Source organism: Marinobacter sp. VGCF2001 (assembly GCF_049943275.1).
In the GTDB taxonomy this organism is placed as follows: Bacteria; Pseudomonadota; Gammaproteobacteria; order Pseudomonadales; family Oleiphilaceae; genus Marinobacter.
On record NZ_JBNFVX010000001.1, the window covers coordinates 131,309 to 152,004 of the forward strand.

22 protein-coding genes are annotated in these 20,696 nt (G+C 57.1%); 14 read left to right on the top strand and 8 right to left on the bottom strand.

Annotation, left to right across the window (positions count from 1 at the left end; genetic code table 11):
* The first annotated feature begins 10 nt into the window (after positions 1–10).
* The 5 genes from clrB to ACP2AU_RS00605 are packed head-to-tail and all read left to right on the top strand — an operon-like array spanning position 11 to position 5,587.
* Positions 11–991, top strand: coding sequence for a chlorate reductase subunit beta (gene clrB / locus ACP2AU_RS00585; protein ID WP_426373828.1), 981 nt, complete (start codon positions 11–13; stop codon positions 989–991).
* A 20-nt stretch (positions 992–1,011) separates the two neighbouring features.
* On the top strand, positions 1,012–1,731 hold the full coding sequence (locus tag ACP2AU_RS00590) for a molecular chaperone TorD family protein (RefSeq protein WP_426373829.1): 720 nt from the start codon (positions 1,012–1,014) through the stop codon (positions 1,729–1,731).
* Between the two features lie 20 nt (positions 1,732–1,751).
* Entirely contained in the window at positions 1,752–2,537 is a 786-nt protein-coding gene (locus tag ACP2AU_RS00595) for an ethylbenzene dehydrogenase-related protein (protein WP_426373830.1), read from the top strand.
* Between the two features lie 19 nt (positions 2,538–2,556).
* The gene (locus ACP2AU_RS00600) at positions 2,557–3,663 is read left to right on the top strand and encodes a P-loop NTPase (RefSeq protein ID WP_426373831.1); all 1,107 of its coding nucleotides are present in this window, start codon (positions 2,557–2,559) and stop codon (positions 3,661–3,663) included.
* Positions 3,664–3,715: 52 nt separating this feature from the next.
* Positions 3,716–5,587, top strand: coding sequence for a WD40/YVTN/BNR-like repeat-containing protein (locus tag ACP2AU_RS00605; RefSeq protein WP_426373832.1), 1,872 nt, complete (start codon positions 3,716–3,718; stop codon positions 5,585–5,587).
* A 48-nt stretch (positions 5,588–5,635) separates the two neighbouring features.
* Here ACP2AU_RS00605 and ACP2AU_RS00610 read toward each other — a convergent pair whose 3' ends face one another.
* From ACP2AU_RS00610 to ACP2AU_RS00640, 7 genes are all read right to left on the bottom strand, one after another.
* Positions 5,636–6,097, bottom strand: a complete 462-nt coding sequence (locus tag ACP2AU_RS00610) for an FKBP-type peptidyl-prolyl cis-trans isomerase (RefSeq protein WP_426373833.1) — start codon at positions 6,095–6,097, stop codon at positions 5,636–5,638.
* Between the two features lie 201 nt (positions 6,098–6,298).
* Positions 6,299–6,865 carry a DUF1285 domain-containing protein gene (locus tag ACP2AU_RS00615; protein ID WP_426373834.1) on the bottom strand — a complete coding sequence of 189 codons (567 nt, stop codon included), beginning with the start codon at positions 6,863–6,865 and terminating at the stop codon, positions 6,299–6,301.
* Positions 6,866–6,881: 16 nt separating this feature from the next.
* Entirely contained in the window at positions 6,882–7,778 is an 897-nt protein-coding gene (locus ACP2AU_RS00620) for a radical SAM protein (RefSeq protein WP_426373835.1), read from the bottom strand.
* Positions 7,779–7,820: 42 nt separating this feature from the next.
* On the bottom strand, positions 7,821–8,270 hold the full coding sequence (locus tag ACP2AU_RS00625) for a SixA phosphatase family protein (protein WP_426373836.1): 450 nt from the start codon (positions 8,268–8,270) through the stop codon (positions 7,821–7,823).
* A 33-nt stretch (positions 8,271–8,303) separates the two neighbouring features.
* Positions 8,304–9,365: an NAD(P)H-dependent glycerol-3-phosphate dehydrogenase gene (locus ACP2AU_RS00630; protein WP_426373837.1), complete on the bottom strand. Its 1,062-nt coding sequence runs from the start codon at positions 9,363–9,365 to the stop codon at positions 8,304–8,306.
* A gap of 50 nt (positions 9,366–9,415) precedes the next feature.
* Positions 9,416–9,907: an STAS domain-containing protein gene (locus ACP2AU_RS00635; RefSeq protein WP_426373838.1), complete on the bottom strand. Its 492-nt coding sequence runs from the start codon at positions 9,905–9,907 to the stop codon at positions 9,416–9,418.
* Positions 9,908–9,921: 14 nt separating this feature from the next.
* The gene (locus ACP2AU_RS00640; RefSeq protein ID WP_426373839.1) at positions 9,922–11,130 is read right to left on the bottom strand and encodes a PP2C family protein-serine/threonine phosphatase; all 1,209 of its coding nucleotides are present in this window, start codon (positions 11,128–11,130) and stop codon (positions 9,922–9,924) included.
* Positions 11,131–11,242: 112 nt separating this feature from the next.
* Here ACP2AU_RS00640 and ACP2AU_RS00645 point away from each other — a divergent pair, with 112 nt between their 5' ends.
* Positions 11,243–12,727 (top strand): HD domain-containing protein, encoded by a 1,485-nt coding sequence (locus ACP2AU_RS00645; protein WP_426373840.1) that lies wholly within the window; start codon positions 11,243–11,245, stop codon positions 12,725–12,727.
* A 3-nt stretch (positions 12,728–12,730) separates the two neighbouring features.
* On the opposite strand, the gene ACP2AU_RS00650 is transcribed toward ACP2AU_RS00645, so the two are convergent.
* Positions 12,731–13,747, bottom strand: coding sequence for an NAD(P)/FAD-dependent oxidoreductase (locus ACP2AU_RS00650; protein ID WP_426373841.1), 1,017 nt, complete (start codon positions 13,745–13,747; stop codon positions 12,731–12,733).
* 8 nt (positions 13,748–13,755) lie between these two features.
* On the opposite strand from ACP2AU_RS00650, the gene ACP2AU_RS00655 reads away from it, so the two are divergent.
* Genes ACP2AU_RS00655 through ACP2AU_RS00690 form a run of 8 tightly spaced genes read left to right on the top strand, consistent with a single transcriptional unit; the run spans position 13,756 to position 20,682 of the window.
* Entirely contained in the window at positions 13,756–14,712 is a 957-nt protein-coding gene (locus tag ACP2AU_RS00655; protein ID WP_426373842.1) for an acyl-CoA desaturase, read from the top strand.
* Positions 14,709–15,182: a nuclear transport factor 2 family protein gene (locus ACP2AU_RS00660; protein WP_426373843.1), complete on the top strand. Its 474-nt coding sequence runs from the start codon at positions 14,709–14,711 to the stop codon at positions 15,180–15,182. The genes ACP2AU_RS00655 and ACP2AU_RS00660 overlap by 4 nt, the downstream gene beginning before the upstream one ends.
* Positions 15,179–15,961 (top strand): SDR family NAD(P)-dependent oxidoreductase, encoded by a 783-nt coding sequence (locus tag ACP2AU_RS00665; protein ID WP_426373844.1) that lies wholly within the window; start codon positions 15,179–15,181, stop codon positions 15,959–15,961. Before ACP2AU_RS00660 ends, ACP2AU_RS00665 begins: the two co-directional genes overlap by 4 nt.
* 30 nt (positions 15,962–15,991) lie before the next feature.
* Positions 15,992–17,257, top strand: a complete 1,266-nt coding sequence (locus tag ACP2AU_RS00670; protein ID WP_426373845.1) for an NAD(P)/FAD-dependent oxidoreductase — start codon at positions 15,992–15,994, stop codon at positions 17,255–17,257.
* 2 nt (positions 17,258–17,259) lie between these two features.
* Positions 17,260–18,162, top strand: coding sequence for a DUF1365 domain-containing protein (locus tag ACP2AU_RS00675; RefSeq protein WP_426373846.1), 903 nt, complete (start codon positions 17,260–17,262; stop codon positions 18,160–18,162).
* Complete coding sequence (locus tag ACP2AU_RS00680; protein ID WP_426373847.1) at positions 18,150–19,424, top strand: class I SAM-dependent methyltransferase; 1,275 nt, start codon at positions 18,150–18,152, stop codon at positions 19,422–19,424. The genes ACP2AU_RS00675 and ACP2AU_RS00680 overlap by 13 nt, the downstream gene beginning before the upstream one ends.
* Positions 19,421–19,945 carry a DUF2878 domain-containing protein gene (locus tag ACP2AU_RS00685; RefSeq protein ID WP_426373848.1) on the top strand — a complete coding sequence of 175 codons (525 nt, stop codon included), beginning with the start codon at positions 19,421–19,423 and terminating at the stop codon, positions 19,943–19,945. The genes ACP2AU_RS00680 and ACP2AU_RS00685 overlap by 4 nt, the downstream gene beginning before the upstream one ends.
* Positions 19,942–20,682 (top strand): hypothetical protein, encoded by a 741-nt coding sequence (locus ACP2AU_RS00690; protein ID WP_426373849.1) that lies wholly within the window; start codon positions 19,942–19,944, stop codon positions 20,680–20,682. Before ACP2AU_RS00685 ends, ACP2AU_RS00690 begins: the two co-directional genes overlap by 4 nt.
* Positions 20,683–20,696: the final 14 nt, after the last annotated feature.

Here is a 20,696-nt window from a genome sequence, read left to right on the forward strand (position 1 = left end):
GGAGAGCGTCATGACTGTCAAACGTCAATTGAGCATGGTCCTGGATCTGAACAAGTGTATCGGATGCCAGACCTGTACCACCGCGTGCAAGCTGATGTGGACCAACCGCAACGGCCGCGAATTCATGTACTGGAATAACGTAGAGACACAGCCCGGGAAAGGCTACCCCCGTGACTACCAGCAAATGGGCGGCGGCTTCGATGAGAGCGGCGGGCTGCGCATGGGGCGCCAACCCAGCCAGGAAGACTACGGTATTCCGTGGGAGTACAACTACGAAGAAGCCTTGATGAACGGCACCGACCCCTGGCTGCGGCCAAACGTAAAACCGACCTGGGGTGCCAACTGGGATGAAGATCAGGGTGAAGGCGATTACCCGAACAGTTACTACTTTTACCTGCCGCGGTTGTGCAACCACTGCGCAAACCCGGGATGCCTGGCCGCGTGCAGTCGCAATGCCATTTACAAGCGCCAGGAAGACGGCATTGTTCTGATCGATCAGGAGCGTTGCAGGGGCTATCGTTACTGCGTGAACGCCTGCCCGTATAAGAAGGTGTACTTCAACGAGCAGATTTCCAAATCCGAGAAGTGCATTTTCTGTTATCCGCGTATCGAGAAGGGATTGCCGACTGCCTGCGCCCAGCAGTGCGTTGGGCGTATCCGGTGGATTGGCTACCGGGACGATACCGAAGGCCCGATCCATATGCTGGTTGAGAAGTACAAGGTCGCCTTGCCGCTGCATCCGGAATGGGGCACCGAGCCCAATGTGTTCTACGTGCCACCCATGTCACCGCCAAAATACGGGCCGAACGGTGAGATGCTCGAGGAATCCCGCATACCTCTGGAATACCTCGAGAGTTTGTTCGGAGATGGCGTAGCCGCTGCACTGGACACCATTAAGACCGAACGGCAGGCCAAAGCCGATGGCAAGGGCAGCGAGCTGATGGACACTCTGATTGGCTATAACCACGCTGAAATGTTCAAGCTTAGCTGAACAGAGGACGCACTATGTTCATGACAGAGCCAACAGAAGCCGCCAGAGCCAGAGGCGCTTTGTTCCGGATGGTGGCCGCGCTACTGGATTACCCCCTGCCGGAAACCCGGCAGGTGCTCGCAGACGGCCGCGCCCTTGATGCTATTGCCGACACATTGCACCAGCTCGGTATGCAAACGCCCTGCCCCGAGCTGCCGAAGGCAGACCAGCGCCTCACCAGCCTGCAAATCGGGTACACCAATACCTTTTTGTCAGGACGCCGGGGTAAGCCCCGGGTGCCTCTGGTGGCAAGCGCTTATAAACAACTGGTGGCAGGCGCGACGACCGGAGCGTTTTTGCTGAACATTCAAGCCTTCTACAAGCATTTTGGCCTGAAAGCGGCAGAAGCCGACGAAGGTCATGTCGAAGAGCCCGATCATCTGGTCACCATGCTCGAATTCTGCACTCTGCTGTGCCACCGGGAGGAGCGGGCGTTTGACAAACAACTGGACCCGACACCCTACCAACGCGCGCAAAGAGACTTTCTGGCGCGCTATCTGGTGCCGCTGAGCCAGGCCATTCAAGAACGCTATCAGGCGGGCGACGCTGAACTGGATGTCGTGCTTGGCTGGCTGGTTCATCATCTGCCTGACTGGTGTCGGGTCCAACAACAGCAGTTGGAACAAGCGATTTCGGTATCAGAAACCTCTGGGGATCGGCTGATACCAACGACCACCATTACCCAGGGGCTCTGGGATTAACGTTCAATGAGGGATAAGCCATGAATCGATTCTTCCCTACCACCACCCCGCTCGTTCTGGGTCTGATGATGGCAGTCACAGGCACGGCATCGGCCGACCACTCAGAGAGCAATCCCAACGTCACCCAGGTAAACCCCGGAGACACCATTAAAGTGTCCCGGATTCCGGATAACATTTACCTGCGTACCCAGGACGACCCCGATGATCTGATCTGGGACCGCCTCCCGGTTTACCGCACGGGCCTGAGCCCGGCGCCGCCAATGCATCCGTCGGTAATGTTACGTTACGACCCAATGGATACCGAGGTAAAGCACCTGTATTTCCAGGTGGCCAAGTCAAAAGACCGTTTTTACATACGTTTGCGCTGGAAAGACAGCAGCGAAGACAGAACCACAGCGGTCGATCAATTCCGTGATGGTGTAGCCGTGCAGTACGCCCTGGAAGGCCCGGAGACCAGCTATATGATGGGGTCGGGGCCAGACAACCCGGTGAATATCTGGTACTGGCGCTCAGACCAGGAGCAGATTGAAAATCTGGCTGCCGGAGGCTTCGGAAGCACAACCCGACTACCGGATCAGGCCGTGAGTGGTGCCAGCGAATACTTCCCCGAGGAAATCCCCCAGGACAGCGAATGGCACGTGGTGATGTCCCGGCTGATTGACCACGATGGCGATCATCAGATTGACCTCTCCCAGGACATGATCCCGGTGGTGTTCGCGGTCTGGGAGGGTCATCATAATGAGCGTGACGGCAACAAGAAGGTCACCCATAACTGGATCATGCTGGACAACAGCGACACCGAATAACAACAACGGAGAAGACCTGATGGCCGTATCTCAGTTTACTCCGGGCGAGCGGGATCCACTGGCGTTAAAGCCAGAGGACTGTGGCCGGGGCCATGCCTGCCAGTTTTGCCCCATCGAGCCCGAATGCCAGTTGGATAAGTCCTACCATGAAAAGTCGCTTCTGGAGAGGCGGCTCGCCGATATTGGCCAGATTGTTCTGGTGATGGCGAATAAAGGCGGTGTGGGAAAGAGTACCGTGACGGCCAATCTGGCCATTGCCATGAGCCAGAAAGGCTTTCGCGTTGGCGTGGCAGACGCCGATATCCATGGGCCCAACCAGAGCCGGTTCTTTCACCTTGTGGGGCAAAAGGTCAGGCTAACGCCCTCTGGTCTGGAAACGCCGGAATGCTTTGCAAGCCGTTTACCGGTTCCGGTAAAAGTCGCGTCGCTGGCGTTTCTGATGCAAAGCGACGACACCCCCATTGTCTGGCGAGATGCCTACAAACATGACTTCGTTCATCATCTGATCGGCAGCTTCGATTGGGGGCCTCTGGATTTCCTGTTCGTCGATATGCCGCCAGGTACGGGAAATGAGCTCATTACCCTTGCGGATCTGTTGCAGGGCCATCCCACCGCCGGAGTGCTGACCACCACGCCTCAGGACATCGCCCTGATGGACAGCCTCAAAGCTTACCGGTTTTGCGAGGAGCGGCAGTTGCCACTGATTGGTGTGGTGGAAAACATGGCGGGCGTTACCTGCCCGAACTGCCAGACCGAGTTTCATCTGTTCCCGAATGCCCCCCTGGAAAAGGTATTGGCTGAACTCAACCTTCCCTCTCTTGCCAAAGTGCCATTTTCACCCAGCCTTGCCATCGCGTCTGATTCCGGCCATCCGGTGGCACTGGACGCCCCGGAAAGCCGCGAGGCTCAGGCGTTCACACGCGCGGCGGAAGCGTGCCTGGAGTACACCCGCGCCGCGCAGCTTGAGGAAGGCAAGGAGGAGTTGCAAGCCCTCGCTCAGGCCAGTGTTGAGGAAATTCTTGCCGACTCCGGGATGTTACCAGAGTCGTTACAAAGCGGCGTAGACGGGGAAGCTCTGAGTGAGCTCCTGCGGGCTGAACAGAAGCGCCTCAGGGGCCAGGATTAACCGCGACCGCGTTCTTCTTATATAAAACTCCTTTCTTGGCTGGAGCCAGAGCATGACTGCAACCCCCGATTTAAGCCGTCGTTCTTTTTTCGGACGCCTGGCCGGACACCTCGACCCGTCCGGGCCCAGCGTCGCGAACTGGTATCAGGTGCCCGATGTGTCTGGCGGCGATGGTGACGTGTTCTGGACAGGCTGGTGCGGCAATGGCGAGGTTTTTGTGGCCGGAGACAACGGCCGGATTGTTCATCTTTGCACTGGCCCGGAGGCGGCCAGCAAGGGCTGGGAAACAATGCCGGTGCCGGTCACCACACCCATTCACGGGCTTTGGGGGCGTGACAGCCAGGATTTGTTCGCGGTGGGCTGGATGGGCACTCTGCTGCATTACAATGGCAGGCAATGGACCCTGATACAGGGTGCAGTGGTCGATCATGAGCAGGAGCGCTACCAGGCCTGTGCCGAAAACACGCCGCTGTTCGCCATCGACGGGCAGCCTGACGGCCGCGCCTGGGCCGTAGGCGATGAAGGCCGGATACTGCATTTGGATGGCGATACCTGGGCAAACGAACACTCTGGCGTGGCCGACAATTTGCGCGCCGTAGCCTGCGCCGGCAATGGCATCGTCTATGCGGCCGGGTTGGATGGCCGCGTTCTGAAGCGAAGCCGAGACGGACTGTGGCATTCCCTTGGTTGTCCGTTTAACTGCGGTTTCCAGGCCGTGCTTCCGCTGGGCGAGGATGAGTTAATACTGGCAGGCGGCCGCTACTTCGTCGACAAAGGCGGGTTCCGGGGCGAACTGGTTCATTATGCGAACGGAGAGTTCCATTTATTGCACCAGGACGTCGATATGCCCCGGTTGCGCGCCCTGAAGCATTATAAGAACGGCATTCTGATGGTCGCCGACAGAGGGCAGCTGTTTTACCGGAAAGACAACGCGATCACTCACCTTGCCTGCGACAGCCAGCACGACCTGATGGACATTGTCACCATGCCTTCGGGTGAAGCGTTGATCGTTGGTGATTTTGGCACTGTGATGACTGCAGCTCCGGGATTCATCAAGGCTCTTGCGGATGACCGCAACAGCCGCGACCCGGGCCAAAGCCAGTGGCAGACGGTGAAATCGCCCACCCGACACCAGCTCTGGTGTGTCTGGCAAGATGATCAGGGCACCACCTGGGCCGGCGGTGAAGCCGGCACCGTGCTGAAGACAGAGAACGGAGAATGGCAAGCCCTACCCACGATACCCGAGGGTCTGGCCGTGCACTGTCTCTGGGGATGCCCTGGCGCAGGCCTTTTCGCCGGTGGCCAGCAAGGAAAAATTTACCGGTTCGACGGTACAAACTGGCAATTACACTACGACCTTCACCTGGATTTGACGATTCTCGGGCTGTGGGGCGCCGGGCCGGATTGCATCTATGCGGTTGGTGACGAGGGACTGATTCTCCATTTCGACGGACTGCGCTGGCAGAGGGTAACCAGCGGCACCCAATCGGCGCTTTACGATATCTGGGCGTATGATGAGCAACATATGCTCGTGGTTGGCGATTTCGGCCTGATTCTTCGCTACAACGGTAAAGATTGGAAATCTTTCAATGCCGACAGCGAACAGTTTCTTTATGGCGTGTGGGGGGCAAACCTGACGGATATCTGGGTGGTAGGCTTGTCTGGCACCGCAACGCACTTCGACGGCGCTCGATGGCAATGTGCCCCTACCCGGCTTCGGGACGATTTGATGGCGATTGACGGTTCGGGAGAAAGGGTTGTCGCCGTGGGTACCCACGGCTGTGCCGCCATTCTTCATAACGGCCAGTGGCACGCCGAAGCCACACCGATATCGGCTGGCCTGAGAGCGGTCTGTGTGGGCAGTGCCGGCGAGGCCTTTGCCGTTGGCGACCAGGGAACCATTCTGAAACGGCTGCCCTCATAAAAAAACGGCCCTGAAAAGGGCCGTTTTTCTTCCGCCTACCGCGAAGATTTAGTGCACGTGGCCGTGCTCTTGCTCTTCGTCGGTTGCGTCGCGGGCTTCTACCACTTCTACGTCGAAGTGCAGAGTTTCCCCTGCCAGCGGGTGGTTTGCGTCGATGGTGACGGTCTCGTCGCCCACTTCAACCACGCGAACAACCTGGGGGCCGCCCGGAGTCTGCGCCTGGAACTGCATACCCGGCTCGATGGAATCCACGCCTTCAAAAGCGGAGCGAGGAACTGGCTGAATCAGTTCTTCGTTAACTTCGCCGTAGCCTTCGGCAGGTTCAACGGAAACTTTCACCTGATCGCCAGCGTTCTTCTCGGTCAGCGCACTTTCCAGTCCGCCGATAATGTTCTGTGCACCTTCCAGATACGCCAGTGGCTCACGGCCTTCTACGCGAGAGGAATCGAGTTGCTCTCCCTGGTCGTTAGTGAGCGTGTAGTGGATGGTGACAACACGAGGTTGGGCCATGTGATCTCCTTGCGTGTCGCAATGACTGTGTATTTAGGATGTAGGCAATCGAAAGTGATCGTGAACAGCCAGACTGCACAGAGGGACTAACGACCACCGGGCCTCGTTAGAGAGCCAGGCTCGATAACAAGAGAGAACGCGCAGTTTAACAAGTGACTGACTGCGTTTTCTACCTTATTCATTGGGGTGTCGGGGAGGTTTTCAACCGCCCTCCCCGATTTTCCAGAATATTCCGCGGCTAAAGACGCCGTAAAGGGTTTTACCGGCGTCTTTCCGCTCCTCGGTCTGATCGGCAAGGTCGTAAAATGCTGAGGTTACCAGGCGTGCTTCAACGCCGTGACGCACGCGAATAACGGGCCGGGGCTCGCCAGTATCAGGGTAGACATCAACCCTCAACGGGTGCTGTTCGCCAATCTCAATGGTTTCACCCATGTTGGTGGTCAGCGTCAGGACCTGTTCGGCACCCTCTCCTTTCACCGCCAGGCCATGGGCCAGCAACGGCGTATCCTCTACCTGGATACGCCATTTTTCCACGGGCGTAACGAGATAGTATTCGTTATCGTCTTCCCGTCGCAGAATGGTTGAGAACAGCTTTGCAGTCGCCTTTCGGGCCATGGGTTTCCCCTGGAATACCCACTGGCCATCGCGAGTGATAACCAGGTCCATATCGCCCGAAAGCTCAGGGTGCCACTGGTCCAGAGGCGGCCGTTCCCGGGTCTTCCGAGCGTCGCCCAGGGACTGTTCGATGCTCTCGAGTGTCTGGTTCATGTACACCTCCCCGGATTCAAAGCCCGCGCATCCATTCTTCCCGCAAGGGCACGGCGCCGGGCTGGGTAATGGCCATATTCACCTGCTGAAGCAGGCGGTCTTTATCCCGGCCCAGCGTACCTTTCAGTACGAGGTAGTTGGAGGCGTGATCGCTTCGGAAAATGGTGTTGTCCAGTTTCAGGTGTTCCAGAAACAGGCGAATCTCCTCAAACAGGGCTTGCTGGCTCAGCGGCACGAAATCGGCCCCGAAACCTTCACGAAACCGTTCCTCTCCCTGCGGAAAGCTTACCACCAGAGTCGACAGGTAATCGGGCTGGGTTTCGTTACACAGCGTAGCCGTGTTGATCGCGTGCTGACGGGACAGGGCTTCACCGCCCAGGCCATTCAGTACCATCACCGAACTGACCAGGCCCGCCTCGCGGATCTTGACCAGCGCTGATCGGGTGGATTCCCAGGTTTCGCCCTTGTTAACTCGCCGCAAAACCTCATCGTCGCCGGACTCCATGCCCACATAGAGGATTTTCAGGCCGGCTTCCTTCAGCTGTGCCAATTCCTCAACGGATTTCTTGGCCAGATTTCTTGGCAGGCAGTAGCTTGAAACCCGCTCAAGCCCCGGGAAGTCCTGTTTCAGATCCTCGATAATCTCCAACAGACGCCGGGTGGGTAACACCATGGCGTCGCCATCTGCGAGAAAGACCCGGCGCACCTCTCCGAATGCCGCCCGGGCTTTTTCGATATCGGCCCGGATATCTTCCGGCTTACGCGCCCGGAATTTTTTCTGAGGCTGGGTATACATTTCACAAAAGGTACACTGATTCCAGGAACAGCCGTTGGTTACAGGCAGGATCAGCGATTTGGCCTCACTGGGTGGCCGGAACACGGGTTCAACATAATCGATGGGAAAACTGTACATAGAGGCGTCCAGTATCCGGAAGTAAGTGGTTGTCTGGTTAGATCAGGGCAAAAACTGGGCTTTCAAGTCTGCGCAGCCTGGCCCGACGACGGGCATATCGAGTAAAACAGCCTGAGACGTCATGAAGGGGATGCCCTGGCGATGGCCATCCACGAACAGTGTCGAGAGACTGCCAACCAGCGGCATATGCGACACCAGCATCAAAGGTGACGGCGGATTCTCCAGAAGCTCGTCGAGACAGCGGCCAGGATCGTCATCGGGGGTGATAAAGCTTTTTTCTTCAATCGGGCAATTCAGCACTTCCGCCACAATGGCGGCTGTTTGTCTGGCCCGCACATAGGGACTTGCCCAGATCCTTGCCGGCCGCCAGGGGGAGGCTGCAATTTGAGCGGCAACCGCCGCAACCGACGTTCGCCCGGCTTCGGTCAGCTCGCGCTCCTGATCCCGGGAATGCCATCCGGCCTCCCCGTGGCGCATAACGATCAGATGCACAGCTGTCTCCTTCCGGGTAACTGCCCGGGCTTGTTACTGGGTTATGGTGCGCGGCAGAATAAACTCCACGTCGGAGTTCTGAACCGCCATCATCAGGCTATTGATCACCGCGTTGATGGAAGCTTCCTTGTACACGATTTCATAAAGCCCCCGCACCAGTGGCATATAGATGCCGATCGCCTCGGATTTTTCGCGCACCAGCTTGAGAGTGTAGATGCCCTCTGCCACCTGCCCGAGTTCCCGCACGGCCTCGTCCAGCTTTTGGCCGGTGCCAATCGCGTAGCCGATGCGGAAATTGCGGCTTTTACTGGAGGTGCAGGTGGCAATCAGGTCTCCCACCCCCGCCAACCCCATGAATGTCATCGGGTTTGCACCCAGGCTGACTGCGAAACGGCTCATCTCGGCGAGGCCACGGGTGATCAGCATGGCGCGGGCGTTCTCGCCCATATTCATGGCCGAGGCCAGGCCAGCCACAATGGCGTAGATATTTTTTAAAGCCCCTGCCAATTCAACGCCATACACATCAACATTGGCGTAAACCCTGAAGTATTCACAGCCCAGCAGCGACTGTATCGTATACCGGACATCCGGATCTTTGGCGGCAATAACCGTTGCCGTCAGTTCGCGATTGACGATCTCACCGGCCAGATTGGGGCCGCTCAGCACGCCCGAGCGACACCGGGGAAGCTCCTCAAGCAGAATTTCACTCATCAGCTTGAAGCCTTGCTCTTCAATGCCTTTGGTCAGGCTGACGACGATCTGCCCCTCCCGGAACTCCTCGCTGTGATCACGGATCACCGCACGGAACGCCTTGGAGGGAATCGCAACCAGTACAACGTCAGCCTTGCGAACGGCCTCTGCCAGATTGGTGGTGGGTTGTATGTCGCCCTCCAGTTCAACCTCTGGCATATAGCGCCGGTTGATCCGGGTGGCTCGAATCTCCTCAGCCTGGGCTTCATCGCGCATCCAGAAATGCACGGTATGGCCATTTTCGCCCAGCACCTTGGCCATCGCGGTGCCAAAGCTGCCCCCGCCAAGCACTGCTACATCGTAGGTATTCGACCCGTGACTAGCGGGCGTCGGATTATCAGACATAAACATTCCGTTCAATTACTGTCAGTGCGACCCTGTCGGAGAAAGGCGTTCTAGCCGGTTTCCTCGCATTCCAGGGCGCGCACCAGATTCTTGAATTCTTCCCGGTTCCGGCTGTTCATCCCCATCAGTACCTTGTGAGCGTCGAGCACTTTGTCACGAACCTGCTGCTCACTGGCCTTGAGGACTGGGATTTCTTCAAGCTCTTCAATACGGGAAGCAGGCTCTCGCACAATGATAAAAATCTTGTCGAAGCCCATGGACGTAATAATGCGGGTGATATCGGGGTTGGTGGAAATCAATGTTGGCAGAAAGTGACTCTGTTTCTGTGCCGCCAGCGCAATCTTGGCCAGCAGCCCCAGCGTGGTGCTGTCGATGATTTCGGTTTCAGTGAGGTCGATAACCACGGTTTTGAACACCGGATCCCGGGTTATGGACTCAACAAGATTGTCCAGCGTCGAACACAGGTTCAGCCGGATTTCCCCAATAAACTTAAGGACGTAAATTCCCTGCTGTTCAGCCTGCAGGATTTTGTAACCAGCCATTTTTCACACTGCCACTAAGTCGACGACGTGTTATCTGACCCGTTTACGGTATCAGTTACCGATACTATCGCGATATCGTCCGGCAACTCCGAGATCTTGTCCAGCCCCAGAGCGGCGCTCAGCGATGCGATAGTGTGACTACCTCCCGACACGAGTTCAAGTAGTCTGTTCTCCTTTTCATCCAGAGATTTGGCGGGGATCACTTCGAGCAAACCGTCGGAAAACAGCAATAGCCGGAAAGGCCGATCCAGTTTGACCTGGTATAACTCCCATTCCGGCGACTCGAACAGGCCCACGGGTAGCCCGCTACCTTCCAGAAACCGGGTCTCCCCATCGTCAAAGGAAAGAATGGGCATCGGGAAATGAGCCCCTACCGCATAATTAAGAGTACGTTCACTTAGCGAAATAATGCCAACGAATACGGTGACGTGTTTGCCCAGACCGGTATCCAGCAATTCCAGATTGATGCGCTCAAGAAACTTCTCCGGGTGCAGAATGTCATCGCTGGAGCCGCGGCGCAGATTACGTTGCAGCCGGTTGGTGAGATTCCGGAGCAGAACCGTCACAAACGCAGAGCTGGCACCATGGCCCGAGACATCGGCAATGTACACCAGCACTTTATCTTCACTGAGCCGAAAGTAATCCAGAAAATCGCCGCTGAGGTACAGCGACGGCTTGATAAGATAATCCACTCCAAGGCCGCAAAGCGTGAGTTGGCGCTCGGGCAGCATTTTCAGCTGGACCTTTCGACCGGCGTTCTGGTCGGCTCTTAACTCCGCGATGCCGTTCCGGAGATCCCGGTTCGCCTCCTCAAGCTCCTGCCGGTATAGCTGATTGAGGCGATTCACCCGGACCCGGTCAAACAGCCTGCCAATGACGTCGTCCAGAGCATTACGATCGTCATTACAGGGCTTGAGCAGGACGTCCGCAGCACCGGCTCGCATGGCGCGCACCACGTCGACACTGGACTGGCTGTTGGTGCAGGCAACAATCGGGGTGAAGTTCTCGGTCTCGTCCAGCCGTTGCGAAAGCTCGCGAATAGCCTCCGGAGGGATGTCCGCAAAGATCACATCGGGAGTGTTGTCCTCGAATAACCCGCGGGCCGCCGTTATGCTTGCGGCACCAGTAACATAGAACCCCCGCGTTTCCAGATAACGGGACAGATCTGTGCGTGCCCGCTCGTCGGGATCAATAATCAGAATGCGCTCGGTGCGCGAGGCCATATTAATTGCCCTAAACTACCAGCGGTAAAGAAAAAAGGCTTGATTACACCTATTCTGGCATGACCCTGTGATATAACAAGACCGCAATGACTATTTTGGGAGAAATGTAACGATGAGACGTGCCGTCAACGATTTGCTCGGAGCCTATGACAAATTGATCATGGACCCGGTGCACGGCGGAATCCCGCTTTACCGGCACGAAATCCAGGTCATCGACCACCCCTTGTTTCAACGGCTCAGGAACATCTGTCAGAACGACATCCTCAGCCTGGTTTTTCCCGGCGCCACGCATTCACGGTTCCTGCACAGCATCGGCGTGATGCACGTGGGGACCCGGATGTTTCGAGCCATGATCGATGCCTATCTGCGCGAACGTAAATTGAGCGAACAGACAGACCTCAGCCTGAGCCAGCTGGATGCCATCGACTATCTGGCCAAGACGATCAGGCTCGGGTGCCTGCTGCACGACAGTGGCCATTCCAGCTTTTCCCATCAGTTCACTCAGGCCCGCAAGATCCGCGACCTGATGTCACGACCGGGCCGATTCCGGGACCTCTGGGAGGGAATCGACTACTCCGCCTACCATGCCGAGGAGCCCGGAGAACTGGAGCACGAGCACTATTCGGTGCGTGTTGCGCACGATGTTCTGTGCTCTGTGGATCTTGAAAGCGCTGGCCTGTCTGCCGTCGACGTCATTGGCATTATGGAGACGACCGACGTGACTCCCAGCGAAACCTTCTGCCAGCACGCAAGAACCTTCTGGGAATTTATCGCCGGAGAAGAAGCGAGGGCCGGGAACATTCCCGGGCACGATATTCCCCACCTGGTGATGGGCCTGCTGTCGTCCATTGTGTCGGGCGAAATCGACGCCGACCGGGCGGACTATATGCTGCGGGATGGTTTTCACAGCTCCGTGACCATCGGTGGATTCAATCTCGACCACCTGCTCAGCAACCTTCGCTTCGGATGGGACGTCTCCGAGCCCTGGATGGGGCTGGCGATCACCCAGAAGGGCCTGGGCGCACTGGAGGACTTTGTTTACAGCCGCCACCAGATGTATCGGAAAGTCTACGCCCACAAGACCGCGCTGGGCTTTGACTGGCTGCTGCGGGAAGCGATCAACGAAGTGCTGGAAGATCCGGAGAACTTTGACTGGGTGGATACCTGTCTCAGCAACATGACATGGTTTGCCGAGCTAACGGATAACTTTTTCTGGGAAGCCTTTCGCAAGGTCGCGCGCCGACAGCCAGACAGTTACTCGTTCTGCATCGTGAACCGGGTGAAGCTGGCACATCTGGATACCCGGGAGAATCTGGATAAATCCGGGATTCAGGCTCACCGGGGCTGGCTGGCTTCTGAGCTGGGCATTAGCTCTGAAAACGTGGTGACCTGTTCTATGCGGGCACGATTCTCGAATATTCAAGACAATTTCAATGGCATCAAGGTCCTGGTGCGAGCCCCGATAAGCCGCGAGCGAAGCCTCCGGCGAATCACCGAAGTAAGCGCGTTTTTCTCCAAGTTCGGTGATGGCACCATTACCCACTTCTACAGAAGGCCGGACGTGGCGGCAAGCGCCACACCCGAACCTGCCGGCTAACCGTCAGCTCCGCCCCATTTCCTGTACCAGGCCGGAGGCGCTTTCCCAGGCGCCTTCGACACGGCCGCCTGCGAGCCAGTCACCGGCCAACCCGATGCCTGCGTCCTTGTCCAGCAGGTAGCCCGGCGCATCATCGGAGTCCGAGCGCGCATACAGCCACCGGTGTGGTACCCATTCGTCTGCGCTCTCCTCATGCCCCGTCAGTTGTCTGAATTCCGCCAGCAGCGCCCGGGCAACCGCATCGGGAGCGTCATCGATATGCTCATGGGTCCAGCCGGGAGTCGCGTGCAACACCCACCACTGCCCGTCGTCTTCTCTGTCGGGCTTGGAGGAATTGTTCGCCACCCAGAAAAGCACACGGGAGTTTGGCCGGACACCATCAAAGGCAAAGTCGACGGGCTGCCTGAAACGGGCCGCCAGGGCCCAACAAGGCAGGATGCTGGCAACGTGGCCAGCCAACCGCTCGGCCAGAGAGCCCAGCCCGCTGTTGGCCAGGAGCTCCTGGGCCTGCGCTGGCGGGGCGGTCAACACCACCTGGTCGAATCCCTGATACTCTTTACCTTCCGTGTCCGTCAGTTGCCACTGGCCAGAAGCACGGGAAAGTTTTTCGATGCGAACGCCCGCTTCCAGTGTTACGTGATTCGATAATGCCCTGGTAATTGCCGTCATTCGCGGCGCTCCGACAAAGCGGTGCTCTTCCGGAAAGGAGAGCCATCCACCACTCTCGGGCTGGTATCCCAGTTTGGCATCCCACAATTTATACGTTCCCCGGCCGGCCCAGGTATCGAGAAAGCGGGTAAACCCGGGATTGCGTGAGGTGAAATATTGCGCTCCTATATCAACGGAGCCGTCCGCCACTCTCTTTGACGAAAGACGACCGCCGGGGCCGCGACTTTTCTCGAACACCTGAACACGGTGGCCTGATTCGCCAAGCAGAATGGCGGCTGTCAGCCCCGCCAGCCCTGAACCGATAACCGCGACGCTGCGTATTGATGTGGTGTCTGTTGTTTCTTCACGCATGGTTTTATATGACCCGAGTAACTAGTTGGTTAACAAACATTCTGAGGTGGTTCGACTCCGAGGCAGGATCAGATCACCTGGATACGTCGTCCCGCTCCTTCAATTGGATACGGGTGCTCCCATTCATTGCCCTTCACCTGGCCTGCTTTCTCGCACTTTACACCGGCGTAAGTGCGTTCGCAGTCGGTTTTGCGATTGTTTTCTTCGTGATAAGAATGTTTGCAATAACCGGCTTCTACCACCGGTATTTTTCTCACAAAACGTTCAAGACCAGCCGCCCTGCGCAGTTCGTATTCGCCATCATCGGCGCCAGCGCGGCCCAACGTGGCCCGCTCTGGTGGGCTGCGCACCATCGGCATCACCATCAACATTCAGACAATGAGCAGGATCTCCACTCACCTCATCAAGGAGGCTTCTGGTGGTCTCATGTTGGTTGGTTCACCTGCGACGCCGGATTTGCCATGAATGAACGCCGGGTTCGGGATTGGCTAAAATATCCCGAGCTGAAGTTCATCAACCGGTTCGACTCACTGGTTCCCGCCGCCTTTGCCGTTGGTATCTATGGCCTTGGCGAGGCGCTCGCCCGGTGGGCCCCCGGCCTTGAAACCAACGGCCTGCAGCTGCTGGCCTGGGGTTTTTTCATCTCAACCGTTGTGCTGTTCCATGCCACAGTCTCTATTAACTCCCTGTCCCATGTCTGGGGTAACAGGCGCTTCGAGACGGGCGATGACAGCCGCAACAATCTCTGGCTGGCACTGATCACACTCGGCGAAGGCTGGCACAACAATCATCACCGCTGGCCCCAGTCTGTCCGCCAGGGCTTTCGCTGGTACGAAATTGATATCACCTGGTACGGCCTGTGGTTACTATCGAAATTCGGCGTTATCTGGGATCTCAAGCCGATTCCCGCCCACATCCAGAATGAAACCCTGGAACTCGACAAGCAGAGGAGGAACAAGTCATGACGACGACATCACCCTCTAAAATAGAAGTTGGTGCACCTGACTCTGGGCTTACGGTTGTTTTGCGGCGCTTCTGCGATCTGTTCAACGAACTGGATAACGGCAACCTGCACAAGCTTCAGCAGGTCTACAGCGAAGATGTCGAGTTTCAGGACCCGTTCGGGCGTGTTCGCGGGCTGGACGATCTTACGCAATACATGGCTGGTGCATACAGTAACGTCATCCAATGCCGGTTTCACTTCAAAGACCCCGTCATCCAAAATTGCTGGTGCAGTCAGCCCTGGACCATGGAACTGCGGCACAAACGTATTCGTGGCGGCAAGGCGATTTTTGTGGATGGCATCAGCCAGCTGGTAATCCGGGATGGCAAAGTTCGCTATCACCGGGATTACTTCGATGCCGGGCAGTTGCTTTATGAAAACCTCCCCATGGTTGGCCGGATTATTCGCTGGGTGAAGGAGCAGGCAGGATGAGCAGCCCAGGGTCTGAACCTCAGAATATATGGCTCACGGGAGCTTCTTCCGGAATCGGCAAGGCGTTGGCCGAGGAACTCGCCGGCGCAGGGCATCGGCTCATTGTTACCGGTCGCCGACAGGATGCCCTGGATCAACTGGCAGCGACGTATCCCGAACAAATGACAACCGCTGCTGCCGACACCACCAGCCGCCAGGATCTTGAAAACATCAGGCCTCAGCTTGCCCGTTTTGGTGATCTGGACATTGCCATCCTCAATGCCGGAACCTGCGAGTATCTGGATGTGGCGCATTACGACAGTCAGGTGGTTGAGGCGGACATCACCACCAATGTGATCGGCACCGCCCGCAGCCTTGATATTGCTCTGCCCGCACTGAGGGCGACCCGGGCAAAAGGCAAGCCGGCCACTCTGGTGATTGTCAGTTCATCTGCCTGGTGGTTCCCGTTCGGGCGAGCCGAAGGTTATGGCGCATCCAAAGCCGCGCTGACCTATTTTGCACAGTCGCTGAGGGCAGACCTGGCCGCCGAGGGCATTCGTGTTGTGGTGGTCTCGCCGGGCTTTGTAAAAACACCGTTGACGGACCGGAACGACTTCCCGATGCCGTTTATCATTTCCGCCGAGGACGCCGCCCGCCGTATCCGGGCCGGACTGGAGAAAGGCAAGAACGAAATTGCCTTCCCGAAACGGTTTACCTGGTCTTTGAAAGTCCTGGGCGCCCTCCCCCAAAGCATCATTGACCGCATGGCGGCCAGCCTGGCTCGCAAGACTGATGACTAACGCAAAGCCCCACTAAAGGAAACAGTTTAAATGAATAAGGAACGTCAGCGAATTGCCGTAATTGGCGCTGGAGTATCTGGTTTAACAGCAGCCTGGCTGCTGGCAGAACACCACGATGTGGAGCTTTTCGAGGCGGGAGATTACGCCGGTGGCCATACCAATACCGAGCAGGTTGATGCCGGCGGACGGCGCTGGCCGGTCAACACCGGCTTCATTGTGTTTAACGACTGGACCTACCCGAATTTCATCAAGTTGATGGATCGCCTTGGCGTGAAGTCTGAAGTCAGCAACATGAGTTTCAGTGTCGACTGCCACGGCACTGGTCTTCAGTACAATGGCACCAGCCTGAATACGCTGTTCGCCCAGCGCCGGAACCTGCTGAATCTTAACTTTCTGAAAATGATTCGAGAGATACTGCGGTTCAATAAGGAAACCCGGGCCGACCTGGCGGAAGGAACTATTCCCGAGGGTGAAACGCTGGGGGACTACCTTAACCGCAACGGCTACAGCCGCTATTTCCGGAACTATTATATCGTTCCAATGGGCGCCGCCATCTGGTCGGCTCCTGAAATTGTGCTGGAACGGTTTCCCATACGCTTTTTCCTGCAGTTCTTTAACAATCACGGAATGTTATCGGTGGACGACCGCCCGACTTGGCGGGTAATTTCCGGCGGGTCCGCTACCTATGTTGAGCGGATGATGGACCGGCTGGGCGAACATACACATCTGGACAGCCCGGTGACGTCGGTGAAGCGTGATCCCGACGGGGTAACGGTGATTGCCAACGGACAGGAACACCGGTTCGACCAGGTAATTTTCGGCTGCCACAGCGATCAGGCACTGGCCATGCTGGACGATGCCTCGGACGAGGAGCAAAGCATTCTCGGAGCCATTGCCTACCAGAAAAACGATGTGGTTCTGCACACAGATGCGAGCGTTCTACCCTCCAACCGCCTGGCCTGGGCCGCGTGGAACTATATGATCCCCCGGCACAGCACCGAACCCGTGTCTGTAACCTACAATATGAATGTGTTGCAGAACTTTGATGACGCGCCCGAGACCTTTTGCGTAACGCTGAACCGAAGCCGCGACATCGATCCCGACAAAGTCATCAAACGGTTCGAGTATGACCATCCGGTGTTCACCCTGGAAGCGGTCGCCGCTCAGGAACGCTACGATGAGATTGGCAACAAAAACCGCACCCATTTCTGTGGTGCCTACTGGTTCAATGGTTTTCATGAAGATGGGGTGCGCAGCGCCCTGCGGGTTACCCGGGCGTTCGGGGTGGAGCTCTGAACATGACCTCCCATTGGCTTGAGGGTACGATAAGGCACCGCCGCACCTTTCCGGTCAGCCACGAGTTTAATTACAACATCGGTATGTTGGCGCTCGATCTGGATGAGTGGTCCACCGTAACCAGAACCAGTCCGTTTTTCTCTCTGGAGCGTTTTAACTGGCTCGGGTTGCACCGCCGGGACTACCTTGACCCGGAAGTGCCGAGCCTGCGACAAGCCGTGTTCAACCGGGTAAAAAGTGCTACCGGCTGGGCTCCGGATGGTCCGATCCAGCTGGTAACGCATCCCCGCTACCTTGGCTACGTGTTTAATCCGGTCAGTTTCTACCTTTGCTATCATCGTGGCTGCAACCCGGCGGACGGCGCCGTCCCCAGAGTGATTGTCGCGCAAATCACCAACACGCCCTGGAAACAGCGACACATCTACTGTCTTGAATGTGTTCGCCCCGGGCGCGCCTCAGATACCACCTGGCAGACCGAGCGCTTTGCATTCAGCAAGCGCTTTCATGTGTCTCCGTTCAACGGCATGAACCAGCATTACCGGTGGCTGTTCAGTTTTCGTGGCAACGATATGCGCATTCACATGAACGTGGAAGAAGAAGGCCGGAAACACTTTGATGCCACGCTGGTAGTCCAACGCGCCGCACTTGATCGTAAAACCCTGCACAGAAGCCTGCGACGGTTTCCACTGGAAACACTCAAGGGCACGGCGGGTATTTATTGGAACGCCCTGAAACTGAAGCTCAAGGGCGCTCCATTCTATACCCACCCGAACAAACTCAGCACAACAGATGCGGGTTATCAGTGCGGCCTGGACGATCTCGGGCTTGATGTATCCCAACAAACAGTGGCACCTGACGGTACCGCGTATGATTCGGCAGGAAGGGTAAGCTCATGGAGAACCTGAACACCCAAGTAGAACACCAGGCCACCGGCTCCCAACGACTACCACTGGTTAGTCGCACAGCAAAGGCTCTGGTGTGCCAGCAGCTGGCGCAGTTGGGGCACGGTCGATTGGTGGTGAAAGAGTCGGGCCATGAGGACTGTGTTTTTGGTGATGGCAATAACGCCTATCCGGTGGCGGAGCTGGTGATCCACAATCACAGCACCTGGCGGGACCTGATGACCGGCGGGAGTGTCGGGGCCGCAGAAGCGTTTGTTGCGGGTGACTGGAGCTCTCCGGACCTCACTTCTCTACTGAGGTTCTTTACCCGCAACATCGACACCATGAACCGCTTCGAGGACCGTTTTGCCTGGATCAGCAAACCCGCTCTCAAGGCCTTGCACTGGCTCAACCGGAATACTCCTGAGGGCTCGCGCAAGAACATAAGCGCCCATTATGATCTCGGTAATGATCTGTTCCAGTTGTTTCTGGACCAGACCATGATGTATTCCTCCGCCATCTACCCGCGTGAGGACGCCACCCTTGAGGAAGCCGCCGTCTACAAGCTGGATACTATTTGCCGGAAACTGGATCTTCGCCCGGAAGACCGGGTTGTTGAAATCGGCACCGGATGGGGTGGTTTTGCCATTCACGCCGCAAAACATTATGGCTGCCATGTAACCACCACGACCATTTCCAAAGAGCAACTGGAACTGGCCCGGGAGCGGGTTGCCGCCGAAGGCCTGGAAGACAGGATTACCTTGCTGTTCGATGACTACCGGGATCTGACCGGCCAGTTTGACAAGCTGGTATCCATTGAGATGATCGAAGCGGTCGGCCCGCAGTTTCTCGACAGTTACCTGTCCCAGATCAGCCAGTTACTCAAACCCGATGGGTTGGCTCTGGTTCAGGCGATCAATATGCCGGAGCAACGATATCAGCGCGCGCTCAAGAACGTCGACTTTATTCAGCGCTACATTTTTCCGGGAAGCTTCATCCCCTCCTTTGGCGCCATACTGAAGTCGATGAATCGGGGTTCTGACCTGGTGCTTACCCATGCTGAAGATTTTGGTTTCCACTATGCCCGTACCCTGAACGACTGGTGCCAGCGATTTATGGCCCGCAGGCAGGAGCTGGATCAGCTCAACTATGACACTGCATTCCAGCGCCTGTGGCATTTCTACTTCGCGTATTGCGAGGCCGGTTTTCGTGAGCGAGCCATTGGCGTTGCCCACCTGGTCATGGCGAAACCCGCGAACAAGCGGGCGAATATCCTGAGCCTATGATTACCTCAGAAACCGGCCGCAATGTGCTGAACTTTGTGCTTTTCCAGACAGGGTGGCTGGTCTGCGTTCTGTACCCGGGCCTCGCAGCGGCCGGCCTGGTACTGGCTTTTCTGGTGCTGCACTTTGTCCTGGTCAGCCAGAAGCCCGGCGTCGAACTGCAATTCATCGGTTTTGGTGTCGTTCTCGGCGGGTTGATGGATACGCTCTGGTTCCGGACCGGCGTGCTGGCACTGGACTCGGGCCAGGAGGTATTGGCTGCGCCACCGTGGCTCATCGCCATCTGGATAATCTTCATGACAACGCTGTGCCATTCCCTCCATTGGATCGGGCAGCGCCCATGGTTGCCCTGGGTTCTGGCGCCCATTGCCGGCCCGTTTGCCTACTGGTCTGCGAGCCAGCTCGGCATCGTTGCGTTGCCGGAGTTATCGGTATCCCTGTTGGCCATGGCCGCTGGCTGGATGGCTCTGTTCCCGCTGCTGCTGTTCATCCGCAGGCATCTTTATCCGGAACTGGCCTTATGAAACCTGGCTCATGGTTCGTCTTCACTTTCGCCCTGTCTGCCGCCAGCACACCTGTGGTCGCGGCATTATTCGAGTTCTCGGGTACCGCGACACACAACGGGCAGACCCTTTATACGGAGGGCCACCAGGTCGAAGGAAACTGCGCGCAAGGGGTATTCGCGCCCTCCAATCACGAGGTAGCCTACCTGAGACCCAATGACGCCACGGCGTTTGCCAGCAAACGCCTGAATTATGACAACCACCCATTCCGGCCCCGCGTTGAATTCAGCCAACCCGCCTTCGATGAATCCCTGGCCATTACCTATCCCGACGACGAGGCGCTGCGCATTCTCTGGCAGGAACCGGCCGGAGAAACCCGTGAATTCAACGTGCCGGTGGAGCAACGCCTGGTGGTGGACTCGGGCTTTGACTATTTTGTCCGAGCCAACTGGGATCGGGTGAGCAACGGAGAATCCATCGAATTCCAGTTCCTGGCACCCACGCGCGGCGAGCATTACGGTTTTGTTCTCGAGCCCGCCTCAGCCGAGCAGATCGAGGCGGATATTACGGTCCGGATTCGGCCTACCAGCGTGGTTTTGCGCTTTCTGGTCGATCCCATTGTTCTGGGGTATCGCTCGGACGGCGCACTCACTGACTACCTGGGATTAACCAATATCCGCCGTGACGCAGACTCAAACCATGTGGCCCATATACAGTACGACGTTACCCGTATGCCAGGGTGTGAACTGACACCTTGAAACCGTCGGGCGCA